The following is a 26715-nucleotide window of genomic DNA, read 5'->3' as shown; positions in this document are numbered from 1 at the left end:
GTCCTTTCGCGGAATCGACGCAGGGGCCGGGGCTGTGGCCGCGTCGCGCGAGAACCTACGGGTGCTGGGAGAGCAGTCGTCAACGAGAAGGTGAACGGAGTCTTACGCGGGTGCGGTCTCGGTGTCCGGGGCGCGTTCCGGTGTCTCGGCGGGCACCAGGCGTTCCGGTGTCTCCACGGGGGAGAGGCGCTCCGGGGTCTCGGCGGGCGTCAACGGCTCGATGGGCTCGGCTGGGGTAGTCATGACTGTGGGCTACCCCAAATGCCGGTCGTCGAAAAGCGGGTGTCAGGCGCCGTGTACTTCGCGCAGGATCTCGACGAGCGCCTTCGGTTGGTCACCCTGCACCGAGTGGCCGGCATCGGCGACGATATGCGTGCGCTGAAAACCGGGTGCGCCCTTGGCGAACGACTCGGCGTCCTCGTCGTTGACGAAGAAGGAGTTGGCGCCGCGCACCAGCGTCGTCGGCATGGTGATCGATGGCACGTCGTCCCACAGGCCCTCGAACCCGTCGCCCTTGCGGATCGAGTCATAGCGCCACGTCCAGGTGCCGTCGTCGAGCCGCTTGCTGTTGTGGAAGACGCCGCGGCGCAACGAGTTCCGGTCCCGGTGCGGTGCGGCGGCCACGGTCACGTCCAGCATGGCCGCGAAGCTGTCGAACGAGCGGTCGCCCTTCACCAGCGCGACCGCGCCGAGTTGGGCCTTGGTCATCTCCTCGTGCCGCTCGGGTGCCGACGGTGTCACGTCGACCAACACCAGCTCGGGTACCAGGGCGGGGTCGGTAGCGGCGATGCGCAGCGCGGTGAGTCCGCCGAGTGACATGCCCACCACGAGGCGCGGGCCCGGCGCCCATTCGCGCAGGATGGGGCGCAGCGTCTCGGCGTTGAGCTTCGGCCCGTAGTCGCCGTCCTCACGCCACGCCGAGCGGCCGTGGCCGGGCAGGTCGATCGCCAGGGCGGGCACGCCGAGGCCGAGGATCACGGTGTCCCAGGTGTGGGCGTTCTGCCCGCCGCCGTGCAGGAACACGATCTGCGGGGGCTCCTCGCCCCACTTGAGTGCGCTGATGGGGCCGGACTCGATGCGTGTGACGTGGGGTAGCGGGCCCGTCGCGCCGATCTGTTCCGCGTTCTCGGGCAGCAGTCCGAACTCGTCGAGTGTCAGCAGTTCATCGTCGGAGATCACGCAGGCGCCCCTTTTGACAGTTGAGATAGCACTGACGGCGAGGAAGTTCGAGAAACCCTCGCCGTCAGTTCTATCTCAACGTGTGAAGCGGTGAAGCTCAGCCCTCGATGAAGTCCTCGAGCTGTGCGCGCGCGATGTCGTCGGGCAGCTGCTTCGGGGGGCTCTTCATGAGGTAGGCCGATGCGGCTTCGACGGGTCCGCCGATGCCACGGTCGAGGGCGATCTTCGCGGCGCGAACCGCGTCGATGATGACGCCGGCCGAGTTCGGCGAGTCCCAGACCTCGAGCTTGTACTCCAGGTTCAGGGGCACATCACCGAACGCGCGACCCTCCAGCCGCACGTAGGCCCACTTGCGGTCGTCGAGCCAGCCGACGTGATCGGACGGGCCGATGTGCACGTCCTTGGCGTTGAACTCCTTGTGTAGGTTGGAGGTGACGGCCTGGGTCTTGGAGATCTTCTTGGACTCCAGGCGCGAGCGCTCCAGCATGTTGAGGAAGTCCATGTTGCCGCCGACGTTGAGCTGCATCGTGCGGTCGAGCTGCACGCCGCGGTCCTCGAACAGCTTGGCCATCACGCGGTGGGTGATGGTGGCGCCGACCTGGCTCTTGATGTCGTCGCCGACGATCGGCACACCGGCGTCGGTGAACTTCTTGGCCCACACGGGGTCGCTGGCGATGAAGACCGGCAGCGCGTTGACGAAGGCCACGCCGGCGTCGATCGCGCACTGCGCGTAGAACTTGTCGGCCTCTTCCGAGCCGACGGGCAGGTAGGACACCATGACGTCGACGTTGGCGTCCTTGAGCGCCTTGACGACGTCGACGGCCTCGGTGTCAGAGACCTCGATGGTCTCGGCGTAGTACTTGCCGATGCCGTCGAGGGTGGGTCCGCGCTGCACCGTCACATTGGTGGGCGGCACGTCGGCGATCTTGATGGTGTTGTTCTCGGAGGCGAAGATCGCCTCGGACAGGTCGAAGCCGACCTTCTTGGCGTCCACGTCGAACGCGGCGACGAACTTCACGTCGCGGACGTGGTAGCGGCCGAGCTTGACGTGCATGAGGCCGGGAACAGTGCTGTTCTCGTCGGCGTCGTGGTAGTACTGCACACCCTGCACCAGGGAGGATGCACAGTTGCCGACGCCGACGATGGCGACCCGGACTTCGTGCGAGGCGTTCGCCGCGGTCGGTACAGACATGGGACTGTCTCCTTCTCCTGCTGGATATGGGGGTACGGGTAGTTAGGGCTGTTGCTCGGCGCGTCCCTGCGCTCCGCGTTCAGCCGCGATCAATTCGTTGAGCCACTTCACTTCACGTTCGCTCGACTCCAACCCCAGCTGGTGCAGCTGGCGCGTGTAGCGGTCGAGCGAGTTGCTGGCGCGCGCGATTGCCTCGCGCAGGCCCTCGCGACGTTCCTCCACCTGACGCCGGCGGCCCTCCAGGATTCGCATCCTGGCCTCGGCGGGGGTGCGGTTGAAGAACGCCAGGTGCACACCGAATCCGTCGTCGGTGTAGTTCTGAGGCCCGGTGTCGGCGACGAGTTCGGTGAACCGCTGCTTGCCGGCATCGGACAGTTGGTACACGCGCCGCGCCCGCCGCACCTTGACCGCACCCTCGGGTGCGGCATCCTCGACGATCAGGCCGTCGGCCTGCATGCGGCGCAGTGCTGGGTAGAGCGAACCGTAGGAGAACGCGCGAAACGCTCCCAGCAGGCCGGTCAGGCGTTTCCGCAGCTCGTAGCCGTGCATGGGCGATTCGAGCAGAAGTCCCAGAATGGCGAGTTCAAGCACCGAACCACCCCCTTTGCTCCGTCGCTACGACAATCCAACACGTCGGCCAATTGTATCGCGCCGATATATACGCCGCTACATCAGTGCGATGCAGCTGCGAACGTCGGAGGTGATTACGGGCTGGGGTAGTTGATGTTCTTGGTGGAGCCGTCGCCGTTCAGGACGATGTAACCGCTGTTCCCGAACTTCGGGCTCACATAGATGCTGATCTCGATACTTCCCGGCGGAGCGGTCATATCCTCGTTCGCCTCGATGTCGATGTAGATGGTCTCGACCTCGTCGGCCTTGATGCCCAGGGTCTCTGGCGCGCCTCTGACCACGCCGACCAGCATGGGGATGTCGAACTGTGCGAGATCGACGACTCGGTCATGGGAACTCATGCTGGTCTCGGACGGATCGCCCCATCCGCCGCGGTAGGTGTAGCGAAGTGCGCGACGCGGCTCGGTGGGGTCGGTGCGTTCCAGCGACGCGTAGTCGCTGTAGATCGTGAGTCCGTATCCCGTGGTGTCGCCGAACTTCGACCGCATCTGCTCGATCAGCCCGGTCAGACCACCCAGTGAGTGCAGCTGTCGCGGTGGCGTGAGGACCTTCGCGGGTATGCCGTCGGCCTTCGCGCCGGGGTCGCTGGTGAAGCTCAGCGGCGAGCTGGTGTTGCCGTACAGACCCCAGCCGACCGCGATGCCGAGCACCACCAGCACGGCGGCGGCCGCGGCGCGCAGGCCCCAGCCGTTGCCCGCCGATGCGGGGCCGGCCGTGAAGCGCGACGGCTTCTTCAGGTCGGGCAGCTGGACCGGCGCATTGTCGTTCTGCAGGTCGCTGACCAGCGCCTGCAGGTCACCCAGTGTCGGTGCGGTGGTCGCGGACGCGACCCTGCTGCGGTGCTCCTCCATCGACAGCTGGCCATCGGCCAACGCGCTGTCGAGGATCTGGCACGTGTCGTTGCGGTCGGAATCCTTCGCCCGCGTTCCTGTGCTCTGCCGGGTTGCCACGCAACGATGTTAGAAGTCGGGTGCCCATCAGCGCTGACCACATGGCAAATGACCGCGCGCCACGCCGTGGTCGCGCCCCCGCCGAGACAGGGCCGACGTACTCTGGTCAACGTGCGATTGCAGCGACAAGTGGTGGACTACGCGCTTCGGCGCCGGTCCCTGCTGGCTGAGGTGTATTCGGGGCGCACTGGCGTCTCGGAGGTCTGTGACGCCAATCCCTACTTGCTGCGTGCCGCGAAATTCCACGGCAGGCAGAGTTCGGTGACTTGTCCGATATGCCGCAAGGAACAGCTCACGCTGGTGTCCTGGGTGTTCGGCGATCACCTCGGCGCCGTATCCGGTTCGGCCCGCAACACCGAGGAACTGGTGATGCTGGCGGCCCGGTTTGACGAGTTCGCCGTCCACGTCGTGGAGGTATGTCGTACGTGCAGTTGGAACCATCTAGTGAAGTCCTACGTGCTGGGCGCACCGCGCTCGCCGAAGGCCAAGGGCGCACGTGGCACTCGAACGGCGCGCTCCGGAGCGCGCACGGCCAGTGAATAGCGAAGGGCGCCACAACAGGTCAGCCGATGACGTCCCCAAGGGGGCCTCGGCTGAGGGTGTCGGCGCTCCTCCTCCGCGACGTCCTGACTCACCGCCGCGTCACGCCGACCGCCCCGCAGGTGCGCCCGGGCCAGGCTCGATGAGCCCGTCGGGTCCGTCGGGTCCGTCGATGCGGCCCGGTCCCACGGGACCAGCCGGACCGCCGCGCCGTCCGTCGCCGCCTGACGACCGCCGCACCATGGTGCTGCCGCCCGTGCCCGCTGGACCGGACCCGCGTCTGCGCGATCCGATCGACATCGTCAAGGCGGCGCTGGACGGCACACCGCCGCCCAAGCAGCCGCCACCGGGACCGCCGCCCGGCGGTGGCCGGGGTGGGCCCGGTGGGCCGGGGGGCAAGCGCCCGGGTCCCCGCCCTCAGATCAACTGGAAGTGGGTCCGGCGCGGTCTCGTCGTGGCGACCGTGATGGCGGTGCTGCTGCCGATCGTGACGTTCGCGATGGCGTACATGATCGTCGAGGTGCCCAAGCCCGGCGATATCCGCACCGCCCAGGTGTCGACCATTCTGGCCAGCGACGGCAGCGAGATCGCGAAGATCGTTCCGCCGGAGGGCAACCGGGTCGATGTCGACATCGACCAGATACCGGTGCACGTCCGCGATGCCGCGATGGCCGCCGAGGACCGTGACTTCTACTCCAACCCGGGGTTCTCGTTCACCGGGTTCCTGCGCGCCTTCAAGAACAACATCTTCGGCGGCGATCTGCAGGGCGGCTCGACCATCACCCAGCAGTACGTCAAGAACGCGTTGGTCGGTGATGCGCGATCCGGCGTGGGCGGGCTGATCCGCAAGGCCAAGGAACTCGTCATCTCGACCAAGATGTCGAGCGAGTGGTCCAAGGACGCGGTGCTGCAGTCCTACCTCAACATCATCTACTTCGGCCGCGGCTCCTACGGCATCGCCGCCGCGTCCAAGGCCTACTTCGACAAGCCCGTCGAACAGCTCACCGTCGCCGAGGGGGCGCTGCTCGCCGCGCTCATTCAGCGGCCGTCGACGCTGGATCCGGCCGTCGACCCCGAGGGTGCTGCCGAGCGGTGGAACTGGGTGCTCGACGGCATGGTCGAGATGGGTGCGTTGTCACCGGCCGACCGTGCCGCGCAGGTGTTCCCGGCGACGGTCCCACCGGATCAGGCCAGTCAGCAGAACCAGACCACCGGACCCAACGGGCTCATCGAGCGTCAGGTCACCAAGGAGCTGCTCGACCTCTTCGACATCGATGAGCAGACCCTGAACACCGAGGGCCTGCAGGTCACCACGACGATCAACCCCCAGGCGCAGAAGGCCGCCGAGGAAGCCGTCACCGACGCCCTCGACGGCCAGGAGCCCGACATGCGGTCGGCGGTCGTGTCGATCAACCCGAAGACAGGCGGTGTGGAGGCCTACTACGGCGGCTCGGACGCCAACGGTTTCGACTTCGCCCAGGCCGGGCTGCCGACCGGATCGTCGTTCAAGGTGTTCGCGCTCGTCGCGGCGCTGCAGCAGGGCATCGGGCTGGGCTACCAGATCGACAGCTCACCGGTCGAGGTCAACGGCATCAAGATCTCCAACGTCGAGGGCGGCAGCTGCGGCACGTGCTCCATCGCCGAGGCGTTGAAGCGATCGCTGAACACCAGCTACTACCGACTAATGCTCAAGCTCGAGAACGGCCCGCAGGACGTGGCCGACGCCGCGCACGCGGCGGGTATCGCCGAGAGCTTCCCCGGCGTGGAACACACGCTGAGCGAGGACGGCCAGGGTGGACCGCCCAACAACGGCATCGTGTTGGGCCAGTACCAGTCTCGGGTCCTCGACATGGCCTCGGCCTACGCCACCCTCGCGAACTCCGGTGTCTACCACCGGCCGCACTTCGTGCAGAAGGTCGTCAACGCCAAGGGGGACGTGCTCTTCGACGCCGGCGAACAGGCCAGCGAGGGTGAGCAGCGGATCGACAAGGCGGTGGCCGACAACGTCACCGCCGCCATGGCACCGATCGCGGGTTACTCCAACGGGCACAACCTCGCCGGCGGGCGCGTGTCTGCGGCCAAGACCGGCACCAACCAGCTCGGTGACACCGGCGCCAACCGCGACGCCTGGATGGTCGGCTACACGCCGTCGCTGTCGACCGCGGTCTGGGTGGGTACCACCGACGGGACCAAGCCGCTGGTGACCTCATACGGCAGCCCGGTGTACGGGTCGGGACTGCCGTCCAACATCTGGAAGGCGACCATGGACGGTGCGCTCGACGGCACCGACAAGGAGACCTTCCCGAAGCCCACCGAGATCGGCGGCTATGCGGGCCCACCGGCGCCGGTCGCCCCGCCGAGCGCGCCACCGCCGAACGTGCCGCCGCCGCCGCCGTCGGAGACCGTCATCCAGCCGACTTTGGAGATCGCCCCGGGCATCACGATCCCGTTCGGGCCACCGACCACGGTGACGATGCCGCCGCCGCCTCCGCCTGGCGATCCGAATCTGGCCCCGGTGCCTGGTGATCCGGCCGCTGTCACCCCGACTGCGACAGCCCCCCCGCCGCCGCCGTGACCGGCGCTGAGCCGGATCGGTCGACGGACTCGCCGGAGCCGCCGGCGGATACCGTATCGCCAGCTCAGCTGGCCGGGACTGTATCGCCAGCTCCGCTGGCAGACGACCTGCGGAGCGCGGATGACCGCGATCTGCCCAGCCGCAACGACGTCACGGTCCGGGCACTGTCGGGACTTGTCGGAGGTCCGGTTGGCAAGCATGCGCTGATCGGCCGCACACGCTTCCTCACTCCGCTGCGGGTGATGCTCGCACTCGCCGTGTTGTTCCTGGCGTTCGGCTACTCCACCAAGGCGGCGTGCCTGCAGTCGACGGACACCGGGACCGCGGATCAGCGGGTCGCGGTGTGGGAGAACCAACGCGCCTACTACGAGTTCTGCTACTCCGACACCGTGCCGCTCTACACCGCCGAACTGCTCAATCTTGGGAAGTTCCCGTACAAGTCGAGCTGGATCGAGAAGAACGCCGAGGGCCAGCAGCAGATTCAGTACGACGGCACGCCGGCCGTCAGGTACATGGAGTATCCGGTCCTCACCGGCATGTACCAATATGTGTCGATGACGCTGGCCAAGACCTACACGGCGTTGACGAAGCTGGTGTCGGTGCCGATCGTCGCCGAGGTGGTGATGTTCTTCAACATCGCCGCGTTCGGTCTGGCGTTGGCGTGGATGGCGACGGTGTGGGCGACATCGCTGTTGGCTGGTCGGCGGGTGTGGGACGCCGCGGTGGTGGCGGCCTCGCCACTGTTGATCTTCCAGATATTCACCAACTTCGACGCCCTGGCCGTCGCGGCGGCGGTGGGTGCGCTGCTGGCGTGGTCGCGGCGAAAACCAGTTCTCGCCGGGGCGCTCATCGGGATCGGCGTGGCGCTCAAGCTCTTTCCGCTGCTGCTGTTGATCCCGCTGGTGATCCTGGGCGTGCGCACGGGGCGGGTCCGCGACGTCGGGAAGACGGCCATCGCCGCGGTGCTGTCCTGGTTGGTGGTCAACCTGCCGATCATGGTGATGTTCCCGCGCGGCTGGTCGGAGTTCTTCCGCCTCAACACCCGTCGCGGCGATGACATGGACTCCATCTACAACGTGGTGAAGTCCTTCACCGGGTGGGGCGGGTTCGACCAGAACCTGGGCTTCTGGGAACCCCCCGCCGTGCTCAACAGTGTGACCGCGGTGCTGTTCGCGGTGTGTTGCGCCGGGATCGCCTACATCGGTCTGACCGCCAGGCACCGACCCCGGCTGGTCCAGCTGGCGTTCCTGGTCGTGGCGGCCTTCCTGCTGACCAACAAGGTGTGGAGCCCGCAGTTCTCGTTGTGGTTGGTGCCGTTGGCCGCGCTGGCGCTGCCACACCGCCGAATCCTGTTGGCGTGGATGACGATTGATGCGCTGGTGTGGATGCCGCGAATGCTGTATCTGTACGGCGAGCAGAACATGGGTCTGCCCCAGGAGTGGTTCACCACGACGGTGCTGCTGCGCGATATCGCCGTGGTCGGCCTCTGTGTGCTGGTGGTCCGGCAGATCTACCGGCCGGAGCTGGATCTGGTCCGCCTGCACGGCCGTGTCGACGACCCGTCGGGTGGCGTGTTCGATCGCGCCCCCGATGCGTTCCCGTCCTGGTGGCCCGCCCGGCTGCGGCCCCGAAGCGAACCGGAACCCGTCGCACCGGCCGAGCGTGAGGCTGTTCTCACCACCTGACGGCGCGGTGAGCGACACATCTCCGATAGTGTCGAGATGGCCGGTCGCCGACCGGCTCCGATGGGCAGTCAGGAAGCCGGTGCGAAACCGGCGCGGTCCCGCCACTGTGACTGGGGAGCGAACCCCGCTGTCGACCACGGCCGTCAAGGCTGGAAGGTCGGGGTGAGCATCGATCCAGGAGTCAGGATACTGCTCCCGCCGGACCTCGTTCTGGGACGTGGACATCCCGGATGGAGCCGATGCAATGCCATGCCCGACCCTTCTCTCCCGGCCGATGCGCCTGCTGGCGATCGCTGCCCTCGCCCTGCCCCTGCTGGCGGGGTGCGCCGAGCGGGGCGGTGCTGACACCAGTGCCACCGCCGCGCCGGGATTCCCCGTCTCGGTCGACAACTGCGGTGTCGAGGTGACGCTGCAGGCGGCACCGACCCGCGCCGTGGGCTATTACCAGCAGTCGGTGGAGCTGATGCTCGCGCTCGGCCTGCGCGACTCCATCGTCGCCACGGTGTACCCGGACAACCCGCCGCTACCGAAGTACGAGCAGGACTACCGCGCCATCCCGGAACTGTCCAACAAGGACGCCTCGTTCGAGCAGATCCTGGAGCTGGCACCGGATTTCGTCTACGGCGGATACAGCAGCTCCTTCGATGAGTCGGCGGGCAGATCACGCGCCGCCTTCGCCGATACGGGCATCACCACCTATCTCAACCCGGAGTACTGCGCCACCGAGCCGATCACGATGGACGACGTCTACGACGAGGTGCGGACCATCGCGAAGCTGTTCGGCGTCCCGGGACGGGCCGAGTCCCTAGTGTCAGACATGGCAGCCAGCGTCGCCGAGGCCACTGCCCGCATCGAGGGCGTCGACCCCGTCAAGGTGTTCGTCTACGACAGTGGCGATGCCACCGCGTTCACGGCGGGTCGCCAGGGCATCGGCAATAAGATCATCGAATTGGCCGGCGGCACGAATATTTTCGGGGACCTCGACGAGACGTTCGCCGACGTATCGTGGGAGCAGGTGCTGCAACGGCAGCCCGAGGTCATCGTCATCTACGACTACTTCGGCACGCCATCGGTCGAGGCCAAGAAGGAGTTCCTCCGCAGCCGTCCGGAACTCGCTGCGGTACCGGCAATCCGAGACGACCGGTTCGCCGTGCTGACGCTGCAGGACGCCGTGCTGGGGGTGCGGGCGCCGTACGCGGTGGGGCCACTGGCCGAGCAGTTGCATCCCGCCCGCTTCCGGTGACGTCCCGACGCCGCGTGCCCTACCCGCTGGTGCTACTGGCGCTGGGGCTGCTGCTCGCGGCGTGCATGATGGCGGGCCTGGCGATCGGGTCCATCTCGATCCCGCCGATGGATGTGGCCCGAAACCTGTTGCACCAATTGGTCCCTGGCATGTTCGACGCCAGCGGGGCGCCGCACCATCAGATGATCATCACCCATGTGCGCGGCCCGCGAGTGGTCCTCGGGGCGGTGGTCGGTGCCGGGCTGGCGGTGATCGGGATGACGCTGCAGGCGTTGGTACACAACCCGCTGGCCGACCCGTACCTGCTCGGGGTCTCCTCGGGTGCCTCGGTGGGCGCGGTGGCCGTGATCGTCACCGGGGGAGCGTTTCTCGGTGCGGCCTCGATGCCCCTTGCGGCGTTCGTCGGTGCCGTCGGTGCACTGGGCCTGGTGTACTTCCTGTCCCGCGCGGGCGGCCAGATCACCACGACACGTCTGGTGCTGGCCGGAGTCGCCGTCGCGTACGTGCTGTCGGCCGTGACCAGTCTGATGCTGTTGACCGCCAGAAGTGGCGATCAGGCGCGTCAGGTGCTGACCTGGATGCTGGGCGGTCTCGGTGGTGCGCAGTGGAATTCGCTGTGGCTGCCGCTGGCGGCGGTGCTGCTCGGACTGGTCTATCTACTGGCACACGCGCGGACGCTGAACGTGCTGTTGGCCGGTGATGAGGCCGCGGTGACCATGGGTGTGGACGCCGACCGGTTCCGGGTGGTGACCTTCGTGCTGGCATCGCTGATGACCGGCGTGCTGGTCGCGGTCAGCGGTCCGATCGGGTTCGTCGGGCTGATCCTGCCGCACGCCGTGCGTCTCCTGGTGGGCAGCGACCATCGCCGGGCGCTGCCTGCGGCGGCGTTGGCGGGCGCGTCGTTCCTGGTCCTGGCCGACATCGCGGCGCGCACATGGGCGTCGCCGCAGGAGATTCCGGTGGGCGTGCTCACCGCGCTATGCGGTGGGCCGTTCTTCCTGTGGCTGATTCGGCGCGACGCCCGTCGCGGGGCGGTGCGGTCATGACCGGCGCCCGTCTGCGTGCCGACCGGCTCTGCGTGGAGCTCGGCGGTCGCCGCATCCTGCACGAGGTGTCGGTGCGCGCCGAGCCCGGCCAGGTGATCGGCATCGTCGGGCCCAATGGATGCGGCAAGTCGACGCTGCTGCGCAGCCTGGTGCGGATTCTGCGCCCGACGAGCGGGTCGATCCACATCGACGGTGTCGACGTGCAGACGATCCCGGTGCGGCAGTCCGCGCGCACCGTGGCCGCCGTCCTGCAGGACGTCACCGGCGACTTCGACCTGCGCGCCCGCGACGTCGTCGCGATGGGACGCGCGCCCTACAAGCGAATGTTCCAGGGGGACGGCGCCGCCGACGAGCGGATCGTCGAAGACGCGCTGCGGATGGTCGGGGTCGGCCATCTCGGTGATCGGCCAATCGCCTCGATGTCGGGTGGGGAACGGCAGCGGGTTCTGATCGCGCGTGCGCTCGCGCAACAGCCCCGGCTGCTCGTCCTGGACGAGCCGACCAACCACCTCGACGTCCGTCACCAGTTCGACGTGCTGGCGCTGCCCGCCGCGTTGGGCATCACCGCGGTGGTCGCACTGCACGACCTCAACCTCGCCGCGCACTTCTGCGATGTGGTCCATGTGCTGGATGGGGGCCGCGAGGTGTGCTGCGGCCCTCCTGGGGAGGTACTGACGCCCGAGCTTCTGGCGCAGGTCTACCGGGTGGTGGCCAGTGTGCGTCCGCACCCCGACACCGGGCGGCCGCAGGTGAACTACGACCCGGGGGCTGGGGAGCGCGATTTCGCAGGTGGGGGGCTCGTCGGGTAACCTGGCCCAGTTGCCGACGCAGGCGACCCTCCTGTCGCGGAATGTCCGCGGCCGCACACGACCATAGGAGGTGATGGGTTCCTTATGCGTCCATACGAAATCATGGTCATCCTTGACCCCACTCTCGACGAGCGGACTGTAGCTCCGTCGTTGGAAACGTTCCTGAACGTCATCCGCAAGGATGGCGGCTCCGTCGACAAGGTCGACATCTGGGGACGTCGCCGGCTGGCGTACGAGATCGCCAAGCACGGTGAGGGCATCTATGCCGTCATCGACGTGAAGGCCGAACCGGCCACGGTGTCGGAGCTGGATCGCCAGCTCGGCTTGAACGAGTCCGTGCTGCGGACCAAGGTCATGCGGACCGACAAGCACTAGTCGCCAACAGCACGTGCTCGTCGTTGCAGTTCCGTAGGCTCGCCTGCGACCGCAGTCTTCGAGCACGCCGTCAGCGATGAGCGCTTGCGCGAAGAGCCGAACCCAGATCTCAGGAGGAAACCGTGGCTGGTGACACCATCATCACCGTCGTCGGAAACCTGACCGCCGACCCCGAATTGCGCTTCACCCCGTCGGGTGCAGCCGTCGCGAACTTCACCGTCGCGTCGACACCGCGCACATTCGATCGTCAGACCAACGAATGGAAGGACGGCGAAGCGCTGTTCCTTCGGTGCAACATATGGCGTGAGGCGGCCGAGAACGTCGCCGAGAGCCTGACCCGCGGAGCGCGGGTGGTTGTCACCGGTCGGCTCAAGCAGCGTTCGTTCGAGACCCGCGAAGGTGAGAAGCGCACCGTCGTGGAACTCGAGGTCGACGAGATCGGGCCGTCACTTCGCTACGCAACCGCCAAGGTCAACAAGGCCAGTCGCGGCGGTAGCGGTGGCGGCGGTGGCGGATTCGGCAGCGGCGGTGGCGGCGGAGGAGGCGGTGGCTCACGCCCCGCCGAGCCGCCCAAGGACGACCCGTGGGGCAGCGCGCCCGCGTCGGGCTCGTTCAGCGGTGCCGACGACGAACCGCCCTTCTGACAATTCCTGGCGTCTGACGACGCCCACCAAGCAAGAACCAGAAAGAGAACGACATGGCCAAGACGACAAGCAAGCGTCGGCCGGCGCCTGAGAAGCCGGTCAAGACCCGCAAGTGCGTGTTCTGCTCCAAGAAGGGCAAGAGCATGAACATTGACTACAAGGACACCGCACTGCTGCGGACCTACATCAGCGAGCGCGGCAAGATCCGTGCCCGCCGTGTGACCGGTAACTGCGTGCAGCACCAGCGTGACGTCGCGATCGCGGTGAAGAACGCCCGCGAGGTTGCGTTGCTGCCGTTCAGCTCGGCGACGCGGTAGATCGGAAGAACAATGAAACTGATTCTCACCGCTGAGGTCGACCATCTTGGGTCGGCTGGCGACACCGTTGAGGTGAAGGACGGCTACGGCCGTAACTTCCTGCTGCCCCGTGGTCTGGCGATCGCAGCGTCGCGTGGCGCCGAGCGCCAGGCGAACGAGATTCGTCGCGCCCGCGAGACCAAGACCGTCCGCGACCGCGAGCACGCCGTCGAGCTGAAGACCGCCATTGAGGCGCTCGGCTCGGTGTCGCTGCCCGCACGCACGGCCGGCGACAGCGGAAAGCTGTTCGGTTCCGTGACGACGTCCGACGTCGTCTCGGCCATCAAGAAGGCCGGCGGACCCAATCTCGACAAGCGGACCGTCGAGCTGCCCAAGGCGCACATCAAGGCCCTCGGTAGTCACGCGATCACGGTGCGGTTGCACCCCGAGGTGAGCGCTGTGCTCTCACTGAGCGTCGTCGCCGAGTAATTTCTGCAGCGTAACTTCGCCCGGGTGGAGACATGATCTGTCTTCACCCGGGCGTTGCTGTGTCTGGCTGGCGAACTCAGCTCGGGAAACCCTGCCCAGCGAAGCAACCTGCTGTTAACCTCTTCGGTCAGTTCACGCAATACAACACGCCCGACACGTCAACCTGAGGCGACACGCCGACGCATTTGGCATCCACAGATTCCGACGGGCCATGTGGTGCGCTTATCTGCGGAGATGTCGATTTTTCGTTCATTAGTCCACAGGTTCTCCCCAATGCCTCAACATGGTTGTCCACGTGTATCCACACACCATCCACAGGGTTGTCCACAGGGCCGTCTTGCGGTGGTCTCAGCAACGTCTAACGTAAGCCGCCGGAGCCGTGCGTCAGTGGTGACGTCAGTGGTCTGTTCTAGTGTCGGTCGGACAGTGAGATCGAATGCACGTTCGACACGTATTCGGGGGAGGTAGGACGCTTAGTGGCCGTCGTCGATGACCGGGGTCGTTCGGACACAGAGGCTCCGCCTACGAGCGAGGAATACGGCCGCCAGCCGCCTCAGGACATGGCCGCCGAGCAATCGGTACTGGGCGGCATGCTGCTGTCCAAGGACGCCATCGCCGACGTCTTGGAGTCGCTGCGGCCGGGTGATTTCTACCGTCCCGCGCACCAGAACGTCTACGACGCGATCCTCGACCTCTACGGCCGTGGTGAGCCCGCCGACGCCGTCACCGTCGCCGCCGAACTCGATCGCCGCGGACACCTCAAGCGCGTCGGCGGCCACCCCTATCTGCACACCCTGATCTCCACCGTGCCGACTGCGGCCAACGCCGGCTTCTACGCGGGCATCGTCGCCGAGAAGGCGATGCTGCGTCGCCTTGTGGAGGCCGGTACGCGCGTCGTGCAGTACGGCTATGCCGGCGCCGAGGGTGCGGAGGTCGCCCAGGTGGTGGACCGCGCACAGGCCGAGGTCTACGCCGTCACCGACGGGCGCACGTCCGAGGACTTCGTCGTACTCGAGGACCTGCTGCAGCCGACGATGGACGAGATCGACGCGATCGCCTCCCACGGTGGTGTGTCGCGAGGTGTGCCGACGGGCTTCACCGAACTCGACGAGGTGACCAACGGGCTGCATGGCGGCCAGATGATCGTGGTCGCGGCGAGGCCGGGCGTTGGCAAGGCCCTGGCGCTCGACACCCCGCTGCCGACGCCGTCCGGCTGGACGACCATGGGCGAGGTCGCGGTCGGCGATCACGTGATCGGAGCCGACGGACTGCCGACGCGGGTTGTCGCGGCCACCGAGGTCATGCTCGGGCGGCCGTGCTTCGAGGTCGAGTTCTCCGACGGCACGGTGATCGTCGCGGACGAGCAGCACCAGTGGCTCACCGACACCCGCGCCTCCCGTAAGTCCGCGCAGGCCGCGGCCGTTGGCTACAACCGGACCAAGAATCAGCGCACGTTCGCCGAGGTGCGAACCACGCGCGAGATCGCGGAGACGCTGCGCTGCCCCACGGTCGACCAGCGCCTGAATCACTCGGTCACGAATGCGAAGGCGATTCAAGGCCCCGAGCGCGAACTGCTGGTGCCGCCGTACACGCTGGGCGCCTGGTTGGGTGACGGCACCACTGCTTCCGCGCAGCTCACGTCGGCCGACCCCGAGATCGTCATGCGCATAGAGGCCGAGGGTCTGGTGGCGCGCAAGTCCGCGTCGGCCAGGCTCCGCTACCAGTTGCTGCTGCCTGCAGAGCCGGCCCTGGATTCGCGCGCCTGCGTGGTGTGCGGCGAGCAGTTCGTGCCGCAGACCAGTCAGGTCCGGACGTGTGGACGCAGCTGCGGCGGACGTGCGCGCTTCATCTCGCAACCAGTGCCCGCACCGACCTGCTCGCGATGCGGGGGAGCGTCGTGTGGGCTGCGGCTGTGCCAGCCGTGCCGCAATGCCGTCGGCACGCTGCAGGGCAGACTCCGCACCATCGGCGTGCTCGGGAACAAGCACATCCCCGTCGACTACTTGCGGGCATCCGAGGCGCAACGACGGTCTCTACTCGCGGGCCTGCTCGACACCGACGGAACGGTTACGCACGGTGGTTCCGTGCAGTTCTCGGTCACCAATCCGGTGTTGGCACATGACTTCGCTGAATTAGTGGTGGGCCTCGGCTATCGAGCCCAGACCTCGACAAAGTGGGTCAAGGGTCGCAGCGAGGCATCGTCGCTCGCGTACACGATCACCTTCGCGACCGAGGACGAGGTCTTCGGTTTGCACCGAAAGGCCGTGCTGCACAAGGAACGGCGCGCCGCGGCGAACACTGTACGGTCGGGTTCGAGGTTCATCGTCGACGTTAGGGCCATCGAGAGCGTGCCGGTGCGTTGCGTCGAGGTCGACAATGTCGATCACATGTACCTGGCTAGCCGCGCGATGGTGCCGACGCACAACTCCACGCTGGGACTGGACTTCCTGCGGTCGTGCTCCATCAAGAATCGTATGGCGAGCATCCTCTTCTCGCTCGAGATGAGCAAGACCGAGATCGTCATGCGTCTGCTGTCGGCAGAGGCGAAGATCAAGCTCGCCGACATGCGCTCGGGCAATATGAGCGACGACGACTGGACCAAGTTGGCGCGCCGCATGAGCGAGATCAGCGAGGCGCCACTGTTCATCGACGATTCGCCGAACCTGACGATGATGGAGATCCGCGCGAAGTCGCGCCGGCTGGCGCAGAAGGCGGATCTACGCCTCATCGTCATCGACTACCTACAGCTGATGTCCTCGGGCAAGAAGGTCGAGTCCCGCCAGCAGGAGGTCTCCGAACTCTCCAGGAACATCAAGCTTTTGGCGAAGGAACTCAGCGTCCCGGTGGTCGCGATGAGCCAGCTGAACCGTGGCCCCGAGCAGCGCACCGACAAGAAGCCACAGCTCTCCGATCTCCGCGAGTCGGGCAGCATCGAGCAGGATGCCGACATGGTCGTCCTGCTGAACCGGCCTGATGCCTTCGAGCGCGACGATCCGCGCGGCGGCGAGGCTGATCTCATCATCGCCAAACACCGTGCCGGACCGACGAAGACGATTACCGTCGCGCACCAACTGCATTTGTCGCGGTTCACGAATATGGCGCACTGAGAGTCGTTGGCAGCAGCGCTGCAGGAGGGAACGGCGGCGGTGGGGCGGCGACTGCACGCTGCGGCAGCAGGCTGGAGGGCTGCAGGAGCAAATGATGATGACTGCGGCAGCTGCACGCGAGTTGATGAGTTGAGTCCGTCGTCGTCGGTCGGTGATGAGGCGGCGGGGGTGATGCTGAGTAGACGGGTGATGCTGCTGAAGTAGGTAGTAGTAGAGCGGCGGACAGAGCGACCCGCTTGTGGTGAAGCTGCTTCTGCTCGGCGGCAACAGACGACGCCCAGTAACCTACTGGCCGACCGCGGCTGCTGTCTCGGCAGAGTAGTGCGCGGAGATCGCTGCGGCTGTCTTCGCCATGATGGCGCGTAGCGAGTTGGGCTCGAGGACCTCTGCATCGGGACCGAGCCGTAGTAGGTCGAGAAGCGCCTGATCATGATTCTCGATGGGAATGACGATGCGCGACCAGCCATCTGACAATGACTCGGCGGTGGCCTCGGCCGCCCTCACGGCTTGGGGTTCCAGCAAGAACGGCAACAGGTCCATGCCACGGGGAGAGATGCGTAACGTCGCGGTGCCGCGGTGCCGGCGCTTGTCGAGGTCGACGAGGTACCTGCGCCAATGCTCGATGAGAACGAAACCCTCTGGGCGGGTGAAGGACTCATCTAGAAGCCGGCAATCGCTGATCCGCGAGACGCGGTACGTGCGGAGGCCACGCGACCGCGCGCCGATCACGTACCAGGCGCCGCCCTTGAGAACCACACCGTAGGGTGCCACCGTCCTAGTCACCTCTCGCGGCTCCTCCCATCGCCGGTACCGAAGGCGCACCCGCCGTTGCGAAACCACCGCGTCCACCACGGCCGGTAGGAATGGCGTGTGCTCCGAGTCGGCATACCACCCGTGCGCGTCGACGTGGAACCGACCCCGCAGCCGGTCGGCGTCCTCACGGAGGTCCCTCGGCAATGCGGCCAGCAGCTTGAGTTGCGCGGAAGACACGACGGTGCCGAAGCCAAGTTCATTGGCCGCGTCGGGCAGGCCGGTGAGGAACAGAGTCTCGGCCTCCCGGCTGGTCAGCCCCGTCAACTCGGTTCGATAACCGTCGACCAACCGGAACCCGCCGTCGTGCCCGGGCTCGCCGTAAATGGGCACGCCCGCCTCACTGAGCGCCTGCACGTCTCGGTAGATCGTGCGCACGGAGACGCCCAGCGCCTCGGCCAGTTCCTGCGCGGTGGCCCGCCGCAGGAGTTGCAGCCGGAGGAGCAGGGAGACCAGACGGCCGGCACGCATGACCAAATGGTCTCACCTTCTACTGACAGAAGGTGTCAGGAGAGGGGTCGTAGCGTTGCGTCCATGACCATGATCAATGCACTCACTGACTTGACCTCGTTCAGCCGGGACTACGTGTCTGTCTGGAACGAGCCCGATCCTGACATGCGCGCAGCCACGATTCGCCGGCTGTGGGCACGGGACGCCGTCGAGTTCATCGAAACCACCGAGTACCGCGGTCACGACCAGATCCTTGCGCGGGTCGCTGCTGCGTATGAGGAGTTCGTCGGCGGGGCGGGAATGCTCTTCCGTGCTGCGGGCGACGTGGTGGGACACCACGGCCTCGTGCGTTTCACCGTGACGATGGGGCCGGCCAACGAGGGCCCAGACGTGTGGAGCGGGTTCGTTGTACTCGTCCTCGATGAGGACGGGCGGATCCGCAGCGAACACCAGTTTGCCAACCCGCCACGGCCAGCTGAGTCGACTCAGACCCACCACGTCATCGGAGAGATGTTGCGCCGGCTTGGATCTGGTGACCATGACGGCGCCGCGTCGATGTTCGCCGAGACGGTCGACTGGCAGCTGTCCTGGCCCGACGGTGACAATCCGCCGTGGATCCGCGACCGGACCACCCGCGCCGGGATGGCAGAGCACTTTCGGACACTGTCGACGCTGTTGACGCCCGTCAGGCACGGTTTCGCGATCGGGCACGTCGTGGTCGACGGACCGCACGGGGTGGTAACGGGACGGAGCTCGCAGCGAGTCAACGCAACTGGCCGCAGCCTCGAGATAATGATCGCGCTACATATGACCGTCGAGGACGGACTCATCACCCGCTACCACGTCTACGAGGACAGCCTCGCCGTCGCGAATGCGGCTCAACCCCAGCCGTAACCACAGGTTGCCGACGGTCTACCTGGGGTTGCCTCTCATGACTGAAGGAATGCAGTTCGTTTCCGGTGCCGGTTCGTTGCTTCAGTCGCTTGTTGATGGCCCGGCTGGCAGCGGTTACCTCCGATGACGCGCGGGTCGCGTTGTGCACACGAAGGTGAGAATTTCTCGGGGTGGACATCGAGTGAGAACGCCGTTGTCGCCGCAGTTCAGGGCAACGGCTGTGGACATGGAACTTGAGAAGCCACAAGTCGAGATTGCGCGGTCCCGGGTGGCTCGGCGTCGGCGCCGGTCTTCTCACCGAACCGTGGTGGTGTCGCACGCTGGTGCTCTTCGCAGAGCGGACTGCTCGCCGCGGCGGCATCGTGCGACTGGCGGTCTCCGCGCGACAGCTGCCCGAGCCGCGGCCGTGTCGGGCCATTCTCGACGCGGTTGACCTGGCGTTGTTGCATGGTTGCGAGCCAGGCGTCTATCGGTGGCGACTCGATCCGGCGACGAGCGCGGCGGCCTGACCACTCGAAGCGGCCTGACTGCTCGGGAAACGCCACCAGGGTGGACACTATGACGTGGCCCTTTCTGCAACAGTGTTCAAAGTCGAACTTGGCGTCTCTGATGTCGATCACGGTTACTACGCCGATCACGCGCTGACTGTGGCCCGTCATCCCAGTGAGACCGATGAGCGGATGGTGGTGCGGTTGTTGGCGTTTGGGCTGCGCGCACACCGGCTCAGCGACGTCGACGGTGAGTTGGCGTTCGGGGCCGGCCTGTCCACCCCGGGCGTCCCAGACCTGCGGCTCGCCGACTATACGGGCCGCATCCTGGAGTGGATCAACGTCGGCCAGCCTGATGAACGCGCCTTGGGCAAGGCGGCCAGCCAGGCCGATCAGGTGCTGCTGTTCCCGTTCGCCGCCGGCGCGGCCACCTGGTGGCGCACCGTCGGCCCCAAAGTGTCGGCATGGAAGAACCTGTCGGTGGTGCAGATACCGCATGCACCGGTGCAGCAGCTGGCCCAGACCGTTGACCGACGGTTTTCGGCGCAGGTGATGGTGATTGAAGGTCAGGTGACGATGACCGTGGGCGGTGTCGACGTCACCTTCACGCCCGAGCCAATGGAGTGAACGTCTGAGCTGACGTACACAGGGTCGTCTGGCCACCATCTGGGGGTTTTGAGCCAAACCATGAGACGGCAGGGCACGACACTGCTCATCAAGGAGGGCAACCGACCCGACCCGCGCGCCCCTCGGACTCCGCCGAGTGCCGTTTCACCGGCTAGCATCAGCCCAGTCAGGCTTAGACACGCGTGTGCTGCTCGTTGACGGGTGCAATTCAGAGTTCCCGGGGGGTCGTAATGAAACGGTTGCTCAGGTTTCTGGCGTCGGTGGTGGTGGTTCCGGTTGCGGCACTGGCCGTCACATCAGCTGCGTCCGCCGAGCCCCGACCTCCCAACCCCTTCGATCAGGAGTTCGTGACGACCGAGTCGCGCACGGTCCGGTGCATCGTCGAGCCCGGCCGAGTCCTGTGCAGTGGCACCTTCGCGAACGCGCCGATCGGCTGCGGCGGGCCGTCTGCCTGCGACCCGGACGATCCCACCAAGTATCCCGCCAACACGGTGTGGATCGAGGCTGAGGGAGGAGGGTTGCAGTGGAATACCTCCAACATGCAATCCACCGGCTATGCCGAATCGAATTACGATCTGGTCCTCACCTACGGACAGGTGTTCCACCTCAAGGGGTGGACCGTCGAGCCCAGCTCGGTGGGAACGCGTTTCACCAACGACAGAACTGGCCACGGCATGTTCGTCAGCCGCCAGGGGGTGACCTCCGATGCACCCCCCGCGGCTCCCGAGAATGTCGACGTATGCGCAGCGGCGACAGGGGAGTCGCTGCTGGCAGCGCTGAAGTCCAGCCCTGACTTCTACAGGCGAGTGGCGCACCCTACCGGCATCCGGAACATCCAGTGCTCGGCGCCATTTGCACTGGGATCGACCGAGGGCACCGTGCAGTCGTCCGGAGTCCTGTTCCGTCGGGACGGTTCTCGCTGGACGGTTCTCGACGTGGGGTCTGCGATCGATTGCGCCCAGTACGGCGTCACCGCTGACGACGCACTCGAGGGCTGCGTCGTTTGAAGACTACGGCACACCTCCTTTCGAACGCATCGCTGTCGCGGGCCTGACGAGCCTGCCAGGTGGACTGCTGATGGGACTGGCGGGGCCGTTGGTCGGGCGGGTGTACGACCGGCACGGTGCGCGACTGCTCGTCGTGCCAGGTTCGATCATGCTCGTCTTGTCGTTGTGCGGATTCGCGATGTTGTCGGCAGCCACGCCCGTTTGGGAACTCGTTGTCCTGCAGACGATCATGATGGTGGGCCTGGCGCTGATGTTCACTCCGCTGATGACCGACGCGCTCACTACCCGGTCGGCTGTACTCGCACGGCAGCGCCATTCTCATGACCCTGCAGCAGGTCGCAGGTGCGGCGGGTACCGCCCTGTTCATCGCGGTCATGGCCAAGGCGTCCGTGTCGGGTGGGGCACCTGACATGCCCGGCGTCCACGCGGCCTTCGTGGTCGCCGCCGTGATCGGCGGAGTCGCCGTGGTCGCGGCGTTCTTCACCGCGTCGCGTCCGAATCCCGGTGTCCGAGTCGACGGAGAGTAGCCGGGTCAGGACTCGTCGGCCTCGGTGAGCCTGCTCGGGGCGGCCTGCCGCCAGGAGTCAAGAAGAATGTCGTGGAGTTCCCGCGCATCCTCGAGCGCACTCAACCGCACCCGCACCCAGGCTGATGCGGCCTCATGTTGCGGTACCCAGAACTTGTCGGGTTCGGCGGCGATCAACTCCTCGCGATCAAACTTGGGGCAGCGCACCGCAACAGAGGTTTCATCGTCGGGAACGGTGATGAACATCTTGCCCGCCACGTCGAAGGTTGAATGGCCCCAGCGTTCCTTCTCGGTGGTTTCGGGCAGGGACAGCGCGATGCGGTGCACATCGTCGGCATCGAGCACCGTATTGGACCTCCGGGGAAACGTTGGACTGCTAGTCCACGATGGCAGCTTAGCGGGCGCGCTGACGCGGACATCGCTACCGCCACCGAAGCCCCCTATCACCGTTTCGAAGAGGTGGCGGCTGGCGGTGTTTGACGGTGATCTAGACCGGGGTCTGATTCCGCGAGAGGGTATGGACATGACTTCTCCGCCGGCCCGCCGGCCCGCCGGCCCGCCGGCCCGCCGAGCCGCGTTGGCCTGTCGAAATACTCGTTGGAGCGCTGGCCCGATCGCAGCTGAAACTGCCCGGACGGGCGGCACGCGGCATTCACATCGGCGGCCAGGTGTTGGTCCATGGCACCCATCTTCGCACCGTGAAAGCAACATCCTGAGACTCCACAACTATCGGAGGCGATGCAGACAATCCGTGAGGTCGTCGAGGGACTCAAGGGGCATATCGGCAAGTGCCGATTGAGCGAGTTGGGCGTGAATGTGTCCCCACGGATCGCGCCGAAGGAATGCGGTTCGCAGACCAGCCTTTCGAGCTGGCAGGATGTCATTGTCGAGGCGGTCTCCGACGTAGAGAACCGCGCCGGCCTCGACACCTGCTTCTTTGACTATCCGCTGAAAGAAGTGTGAATCAGGTTTGGACACACCCCATTCAGCAGAGGACGCGATGAAATCCGCCTGGAGTCCAGCGTCCCTTAGCACCGCCTCGGTGCCCGCGGGTTGGTTGCCTGCAACACCCACCGTCAGGCCGGCCTCGTGCGCCGCTGACACACAGGCGATCGCGTCGGGGTAGAGGTCATTGCGGTGAACGGGCACCGGGCTCTCCGGTCGGCTCACGCCGAGCATCGCCCAGAGGTCTCGATGGTCAGAGCCTCGGTCGATCACGGCGCCGAGAACCCCCATCAGGGTGAAGGCCGGGACACCGGTTTGCGCGGCGTAACCCGCCCAGAGCCGACTCTCGTCGATAAGCGTCTCTCCGACATCGAAGACAATGCACCGGATGCCAGGTGGCAAGGTCTCCGTCATGATGAAACAGGCTAGTTGACCCGCTTCGTGACCCTGGGCACCTGGACCAGTGATGGCGAAGCAATGACGTCGCGAGAGACAAACCTCAGGCTGGGGGGATGGGCTGGGCGTCGTCGCGTGGGCCGAAGAATCCGAAGCGTTCGACGACGTGCGTGACCGCTGTGGGTGTCCAGTCCCAGGCGGCGATCTGGCTGCGGGAGCGGCGGCTATGTGTGGCACGGAGCAGTTCGTAACCGTCGGCCCGTAGCAGCGTGGTGGGTTCTCCCGAACCGCAACTCCATTGCTGCCCTTCCTCGTCGCGGATCAGCACAGTCGTGTTGTGCCGGACCTGGTTTCGCAGACGCATCATCATCACCTCGAGGAATGGTTGCCAGTGTTCGCGGTCGACGCGAGGCAGTCCCAGCGCCTCGTGTAGATCCGATTCGTGGCAGGTCACATCGGCGGCGATGTTGGGTCCGAAGATCTGTTCCTCGGTCAGGGTGGATTCTGCTGCTGGGCCGACACGGTCCCACTCGACGAGCAGCTCACCTACGGAGAGATGTCGGCGTTCGGCGACATGTCGTGCCGTCCACTGGTCGCCCGGCGCTCCGTCTACTCGTCCGTTGGCCGCATCGGCGGCACATCCGACCAGATGGGCCAGCAGGTCGTGTGTTGTCCATCGCGGTGTGGCAGGTACCTGTGCCTGTAGTTGTTCGTCGCTGAGGGTGGCGGCAAGGTCGGCGACTCGGGTGCGAGCGTTGCGATAGACGACTTCAAGCATGGGTGCTCGCCCCTATCCATCGTGAATGTCGGCGGTAGCGGGTCAGTGTCTGACGGATGTGGTGTGTGGCCACGCGGGCGAGCAGTGTCGGCTCAAGGAGGCGTTGGGGCGGGTCGATCATGTTGACCACGCGGATGAGCCGTTCGGTGACGACGATGTCGTCGGCGGATTGGAGGACCTTGTGGCGTCCCCATCGGATGAGGCGTCCTTGTAAGGCATGTTTGACGCTACGGGTCGTCGTGGTGTGGTCGGGCGGCTGGTTCATGGCCCACACGGGTGCCGTGACGGCTGCCAGCGCCTGATGGAAGCGTCGCGGGTCGATGCCTCGGTCGTGGCGTAGGTGTGTGCGGAGGGCGTGTGCGTGTAGCGCGGCCATGGTGATGCCTTGGCCGTGGATGGGATCGAGGCAGCACAGCGCGTCACCCACGACGAGCAGGCCCTCGGGGTGGTCGGGGTGGCGATCGTAGCGATGCCAGGTGCCGCCGGGGTAGCGGTGGACCATCACATCGGTGAGCGGTTGTGCCCGCCGCAGGGCCGGGTGGATGTGTGGTGGCACGAACTCTTCGGCTAGGGCGAGCATGTCCGCGAATGTCGTTGGGGGTGAGTGGGGGTCGTTGGCATGCTTGGCCACGGTCAACGTCCATGAGTCGTTCTCGCCCGCGATGAGACCGCCTCGCCCGGCAGCGGTGGACGGGACGACCAGGATCAGGCGTTCGGGGAAAGTGTCGTGGTCAGGGATGGTGATTCGTTGGCTGTAGTACACACCGTGAACTGTGAAGGATCGCTGCGGTGGCCGTCCGAGGCCCAGGTTCTCGAGCAGCAGGGGTGTGCGACTGCCGCGTCCGGTGGCATCGATGACCAGGTCGGCGGACAGTGTCTGTGTCTGGCCGGTGCGGCGGCCGCTGATCGAAACGCCGGTGATGCGGTGGGGTTGTGCAGCAACGAGTTCGACGATGTCGTGGTCGTCGGTGATCGTGACGTTGGGCAGGGCGGCGACTCGCCGGCGCAGGTGGAACTCGACGAACGGGCGGGTCACCAGATGCATGGTGAGGGCTGCCGGGTCGGCGACCGGGTCGGTGCGGTTGAAGGTATAGGGACCGTTCTGGACGTGTATGCGAGCGCCGAGGTGGGCGTCGTCGAGAACGTCTCCTCCGCAAGCGGCCAGGTCGGTGAGAAACCCGGGGAGCAGTTCCTCGATGGTGAGCCAACCCCGGGACAGAATGCTGTGCAGGTGGGGTGCCTGGGGTATGCCGCGGCGCTCGAATGGACCGTCGGGCAGGCGATCTCGTTCGACGACGGTGACGGTCGCATGCGTGTCGGCCAGGGCGGCCGCAGCCAATAGCCCGGCGATTCCCGCGCCGAGAACAACAGCGTGGTCGGTCATGCCGCACCGCCTCCCCTGCGCGTTCCAGCGCGCGATGCCATCGAAGCTAACACGGAAATAAGAAAAATAAGATTAAAGTAAGTAAAGTCTAAGGAATGCGCCGCACAGTGACGAGGGGATTTGCATGATCGGTCGAGGTGGGGAAGCCGTAGAGGGCGAGGCGGGTGGCGATGGTCGCGCCCGCCCAAATGGGCGGACGGCCACACCGGTCGCGTTGGTGACGGGCGCGTCCCGCGGTATCGGCGCCGAGGTGGCTCGGCTCCTCGGCGCGGCTGGTGTCCATGTTCTGGTCAACTACCGTGAAAAGGTCAAGAGGGCCAACGCTGTGGTCGACGGGATTCGTGCGGCCGGGGGACAGGCATCGGCTGCCGGTGCCGACGTCTGTGATGGAGCGCAGGTGGAGGCGCTGCTGGCGGCTATTGGTGAGCGGTTTGATGCGCTTGATGTGTTGGTGCTCAACGCCTCTGGCGGTCTGGAGCGCGGAGCCGACCCGAGTTACGCGATGCGTCTGAATCGTGATGCGCAACTGCGTCTCGTGACGCTGGCTCTTCCGCTCATGGCGCCTGGGGCGCGGATTGTCTTCGTCACCAGTCATCAAGCGCACTTCTATCCGGACAAGCCGGTGCCCGACGGGTACGAACCCATCGCGCAGAGCAAACGCGCTGGCGAGGATGCGCTGCTGGCCGCCAAACCCGCTCTGGCGGAACGTGGGATCGAACTCAAGGTCGTATCCGGCGACATGATCGACGGGACCATCATCGTCCGACTTCTCCAACGCAAAGATCCCGCCTCCGTCGAAGCCCGTCGTGACCAGGCCCCGCTTCCAACCGTTGAGGAATTCGCCACCGAAATCGCCCGGGCGGCACTGCAATCGAATGCTCCCGGGATGACCTACGTCGGGGGTGCTGACTATCTGAACTGACGCCCCAATCAGCGCGTCGGTTCGGCCGGCCCTCAATCGCGAAGTCGCCCCTCCTCCACTGACACCACGCGGGTCACGTGAAGAAGCACACGCCGGATGGTCAGCTCCTAGGCCTCCCATTGCTTGCGGACGGTTGCACCTGATCCCGTGACTAGCGTGTTGGGCGGGACGTCCTTGGTCACGACGGTGCCGGCGCCGACTACTGAGTTCGCACCGATGGTGACGCCGGGAAGTATGGTGACTGCCGCGCCGAGCCAGACGTTGTCTTCGAGGACTATCGGTGCGGCCAGAATGTACTCTCGCCGTTCGGCAGGTGGAACGGGGTGCCCGGAGGTGATGAGATGGGTGTTCGGACCGATCATGGTTGCGTCGCCAATCCGTATACCGCCTTGGTCGTAGAACCTGCACCCCTGATTGACGAACACGTTCTCGCCGAAAGTCGTGTTGAGGCCGTTGTCGGTGAAGAACGGTGGATACAGCGTGACGGTCTCGGGGAGCGATCGTCCGAATATCTCGTCGAGCAGTGCCCTCCGTCCGGCGGCGTCGTCGAAGGTCAGCAGATTCAGGCGCGAGGTGAGAGTCGTAACCTGTTCGATCCTGCGGGCCACCTGAGCCCACTCGGGAGTTTCGATGTACAGACGACCAGATGTCACATGAGGCATGCGCCGATTTCAGCAGCGGGTATGTGGGTGCATCAAGCAACCGACACGCGAGCACGACACAACCAA

27 protein-coding genes, 1 pseudogene and 1 riboswitch are annotated in these 26715 nt (G+C 66.1%); of the genes and pseudogenes, 17 read left to right on the top strand and 11 right to left on the bottom strand.

The window, feature by feature from the left end; genetic code table 11:
• Window positions 1-102: 102 nt before the first annotated feature.
• From ACZY0X_RS26845 to ACZY0X_RS26825, 5 genes are all read right to left on the bottom strand, one after another.
• Window positions 103-243, bottom strand: a complete 141-nt coding sequence (locus tag ACZY0X_RS26845) for a hypothetical protein (RefSeq protein WP_463774759.1) — start codon at window positions 241-243, stop codon at window positions 103-105.
• A gap of 42 nt (window positions 244-285) precedes the next feature.
• Window positions 286-1179, bottom strand: a complete 894-nt coding sequence (locus ACZY0X_RS26840) for an alpha/beta fold hydrolase (RefSeq protein ID WP_463774757.1) — start codon at window positions 1177-1179, stop codon at window positions 286-288.
• Between the two features lie 97 nt (window positions 1180-1276).
• The gene (locus tag ACZY0X_RS26835) at window positions 1277-2371 is read right to left on the bottom strand and encodes an inositol-3-phosphate synthase (protein WP_463774755.1); all 1095 of its coding nucleotides are present in this window, start codon (window positions 2369-2371) and stop codon (window positions 1277-1279) included.
• Between the two features lie 42 nt (window positions 2372-2413).
• On the bottom strand, window positions 2414-2962 hold the full coding sequence (locus ACZY0X_RS26830) for a PadR family transcriptional regulator (protein WP_463774753.1): 549 nt from the start codon (window positions 2960-2962) through the stop codon (window positions 2414-2416).
• 113 nt (window positions 2963-3075) lie between these two features.
• Window positions 3076-3951, bottom strand: coding sequence for a DUF1707 SHOCT-like domain-containing protein (locus ACZY0X_RS26825; RefSeq protein WP_463774752.1), 876 nt, complete (start codon window positions 3949-3951; stop codon window positions 3076-3078).
• A gap of 111 nt (window positions 3952-4062) precedes the next feature.
• On the opposite strand from ACZY0X_RS26825, the gene ACZY0X_RS26820 reads away from it, so the two are divergent.
• The 11 genes from ACZY0X_RS26820 to dnaB all read left to right on the top strand — a co-directional run bounded on the left by ACZY0X_RS26820 (window position 4063) and on the right by dnaB (window position 16760).
• Window positions 4063-4494: a DUF5318 family protein gene (locus ACZY0X_RS26820; RefSeq protein ID WP_463774751.1), complete on the top strand. Its 432-nt coding sequence runs from the start codon at window positions 4063-4065 to the stop codon at window positions 4492-4494.
• Between the two features lie 169 nt (window positions 4495-4663).
• On the top strand, window positions 4664-7066 hold the full coding sequence (locus ACZY0X_RS26815) for a transglycosylase domain-containing protein (protein WP_463774850.1): 2403 nt from the start codon (window positions 4664-4666) through the stop codon (window positions 7064-7066).
• Window positions 7067-7134: 68 nt separating this feature from the next.
• Window positions 7135-8751, top strand: a complete 1617-nt coding sequence (locus ACZY0X_RS26810; RefSeq protein WP_463774848.1) for a glycosyltransferase family 87 protein — start codon at window positions 7135-7137, stop codon at window positions 8749-8751.
• A gap of 24 nt (window positions 8752-8775) precedes the next feature.
• Window positions 8776-8964: riboswitch (cobalamin riboswitch) on the top strand.
• 31 nt (window positions 8965-8995) lie between these two features.
• Window positions 8996-9994, top strand: a complete 999-nt coding sequence (locus ACZY0X_RS26805) for an ABC transporter substrate-binding protein (RefSeq protein WP_463774749.1) — start codon at window positions 8996-8998, stop codon at window positions 9992-9994.
• A 14-nt stretch (window positions 9995-10008) separates the two neighbouring features.
• Window positions 10009-11040 carry a FecCD family ABC transporter permease gene (locus ACZY0X_RS26800; RefSeq protein WP_463774748.1) on the top strand — a complete coding sequence of 344 codons (1032 nt, stop codon included), beginning with the start codon at window positions 10009-10011 and terminating at the stop codon, window positions 11038-11040.
• A complete protein-coding gene (locus tag ACZY0X_RS26795) occupies window positions 11037-11849 on the top strand; it encodes an ABC transporter ATP-binding protein (protein ID WP_463774747.1) in 813 nt (270 codons plus the stop codon). Before ACZY0X_RS26800 ends, ACZY0X_RS26795 begins: the two co-directional genes overlap by 4 nt.
• An 84-nt stretch (window positions 11850-11933) precedes the next feature.
• On the top strand, window positions 11934-12224 hold the full coding sequence (rpsF, locus tag ACZY0X_RS26790; protein WP_241402300.1) for a 30S ribosomal protein S6: 291 nt from the start codon (window positions 11934-11936) through the stop codon (window positions 12222-12224).
• Window positions 12225-12346: 122 nt separating this feature from the next.
• Window positions 12347-12868, top strand: a complete 522-nt coding sequence (locus tag ACZY0X_RS26785; protein ID WP_463774745.1) for a single-stranded DNA-binding protein — start codon at window positions 12347-12349, stop codon at window positions 12866-12868.
• A gap of 53 nt (window positions 12869-12921) precedes the next feature.
• Window positions 12922-13185 carry a 30S ribosomal protein S18 gene (gene rpsR / locus ACZY0X_RS26780; protein WP_241402302.1) on the top strand — a complete coding sequence of 88 codons (264 nt, stop codon included), beginning with the start codon at window positions 12922-12924 and terminating at the stop codon, window positions 13183-13185.
• 12 nt (window positions 13186-13197) lie between these two features.
• The gene (gene rplI / locus ACZY0X_RS26775) at window positions 13198-13653 is read left to right on the top strand and encodes a 50S ribosomal protein L9 (protein WP_463774744.1); all 456 of its coding nucleotides are present in this window, start codon (window positions 13198-13200) and stop codon (window positions 13651-13653) included.
• Between the two features lie 476 nt (window positions 13654-14129).
• The gene (gene dnaB, locus ACZY0X_RS26770) at window positions 14130-16760 is read left to right on the top strand and encodes a replicative DNA helicase (RefSeq protein ID WP_463774742.1); all 2631 of its coding nucleotides are present in this window, start codon (window positions 14130-14132) and stop codon (window positions 16758-16760) included.
• Window positions 16761-17045: 285 nt separating this feature from the next.
• Here the strand turns inward: dnaB and ACZY0X_RS26765 are convergent, their stop codons facing one another.
• Window positions 17046-18041: a helix-turn-helix transcriptional regulator gene (locus ACZY0X_RS26765; RefSeq protein WP_463774741.1), complete on the bottom strand. Its 996-nt coding sequence runs from the start codon at window positions 18039-18041 to the stop codon at window positions 17046-17048.
• Between the two features lie 63 nt (window positions 18042-18104).
• Between ACZY0X_RS26765 and ACZY0X_RS26760 the strand changes: the two genes are divergently transcribed.
• The 5 genes and pseudogenes from ACZY0X_RS26760 (at window position 18105) to ACZY0X_RS26740 (ending at window position 21563) form a co-directional block, all read left to right on the top strand.
• On the top strand, window positions 18105-18914 hold the full coding sequence (locus ACZY0X_RS26760) for a nuclear transport factor 2 family protein (RefSeq protein WP_463774739.1): 810 nt from the start codon (window positions 18105-18107) through the stop codon (window positions 18912-18914).
• Between the two features lie 272 nt (window positions 18915-19186).
• Window positions 19187-19423, top strand: a pseudogene (locus tag ACZY0X_RS26755) (DUF2334 domain-containing protein); the annotation flags it as partial.
• Between the two features lie 54 nt (window positions 19424-19477).
• On the top strand, window positions 19478-20029 hold the full coding sequence (locus tag ACZY0X_RS26750) for a YaeQ family protein (protein WP_463774738.1): 552 nt from the start codon (window positions 19478-19480) through the stop codon (window positions 20027-20029).
• 230 nt (window positions 20030-20259) lie between these two features.
• Window positions 20260-21036: a hypothetical protein gene (locus tag ACZY0X_RS26745; protein ID WP_463774737.1), complete on the top strand. Its 777-nt coding sequence runs from the start codon at window positions 20260-20262 to the stop codon at window positions 21034-21036.
• Between the two features lie 320 nt (window positions 21037-21356).
• Window positions 21357-21563: a hypothetical protein gene (locus ACZY0X_RS26740; RefSeq protein ID WP_463774735.1), complete on the top strand. Its 207-nt coding sequence runs from the start codon at window positions 21357-21359 to the stop codon at window positions 21561-21563.
• A gap of 5 nt (window positions 21564-21568) precedes the next feature.
• On the opposite strand, the gene ACZY0X_RS26735 is transcribed toward ACZY0X_RS26740, so the two are convergent.
• The 4 genes from ACZY0X_RS26735 to ACZY0X_RS26720 form a co-directional block, all read right to left on the bottom strand.
• A complete protein-coding gene (locus ACZY0X_RS26735) occupies window positions 21569-21907 on the bottom strand; it encodes an MmcQ/YjbR family DNA-binding protein (protein WP_463774734.1) in 339 nt (112 codons plus the stop codon).
• Window positions 21908-22288: 381 nt separating this feature from the next.
• Complete coding sequence (locus tag ACZY0X_RS26730) at window positions 22289-22921, bottom strand: HAD family hydrolase (RefSeq protein ID WP_463774733.1); 633 nt, start codon at window positions 22919-22921, stop codon at window positions 22289-22291.
• Between the two features lie 85 nt (window positions 22922-23006).
• The gene (locus ACZY0X_RS26725) at window positions 23007-23681 is read right to left on the bottom strand and encodes a maleylpyruvate isomerase family mycothiol-dependent enzyme (RefSeq protein ID WP_463774731.1); all 675 of its coding nucleotides are present in this window, start codon (window positions 23679-23681) and stop codon (window positions 23007-23009) included.
• Window positions 23674-25065 (bottom strand): NAD(P)/FAD-dependent oxidoreductase, encoded by a 1392-nt coding sequence (locus ACZY0X_RS26720; protein ID WP_463774730.1) that lies wholly within the window; start codon window positions 25063-25065, stop codon window positions 23674-23676. Before ACZY0X_RS26720 ends, ACZY0X_RS26725 begins: the two co-directional genes overlap by 8 nt.
• Window positions 25066-25279: 214 nt before the next feature.
• Here ACZY0X_RS26720 and ACZY0X_RS26715 point away from each other — a divergent pair, with 214 nt between their 5' ends.
• Window positions 25280-25987, top strand: a complete 708-nt coding sequence (locus ACZY0X_RS26715; RefSeq protein ID WP_463774729.1) for an SDR family oxidoreductase — start codon at window positions 25280-25282, stop codon at window positions 25985-25987.
• A 107-nt stretch (window positions 25988-26094) separates the two neighbouring features.
• On the opposite strand, the gene ACZY0X_RS26710 is transcribed toward ACZY0X_RS26715, so the two are convergent.
• Complete coding sequence (locus ACZY0X_RS26710; RefSeq protein WP_463774727.1) at window positions 26095-26640, bottom strand: sugar O-acetyltransferase; 546 nt, start codon at window positions 26638-26640, stop codon at window positions 26095-26097.
• Window positions 26641-26715 lie beyond the last annotated feature (75 nt).

The organism is Mycobacterium sp. IDUB_39, from assembly GCF_055419205.1.
The sequence above is the reverse complement of the archived record's forward strand: the minus strand, read 5'-3'. Positions and strand labels throughout refer to the sequence as shown.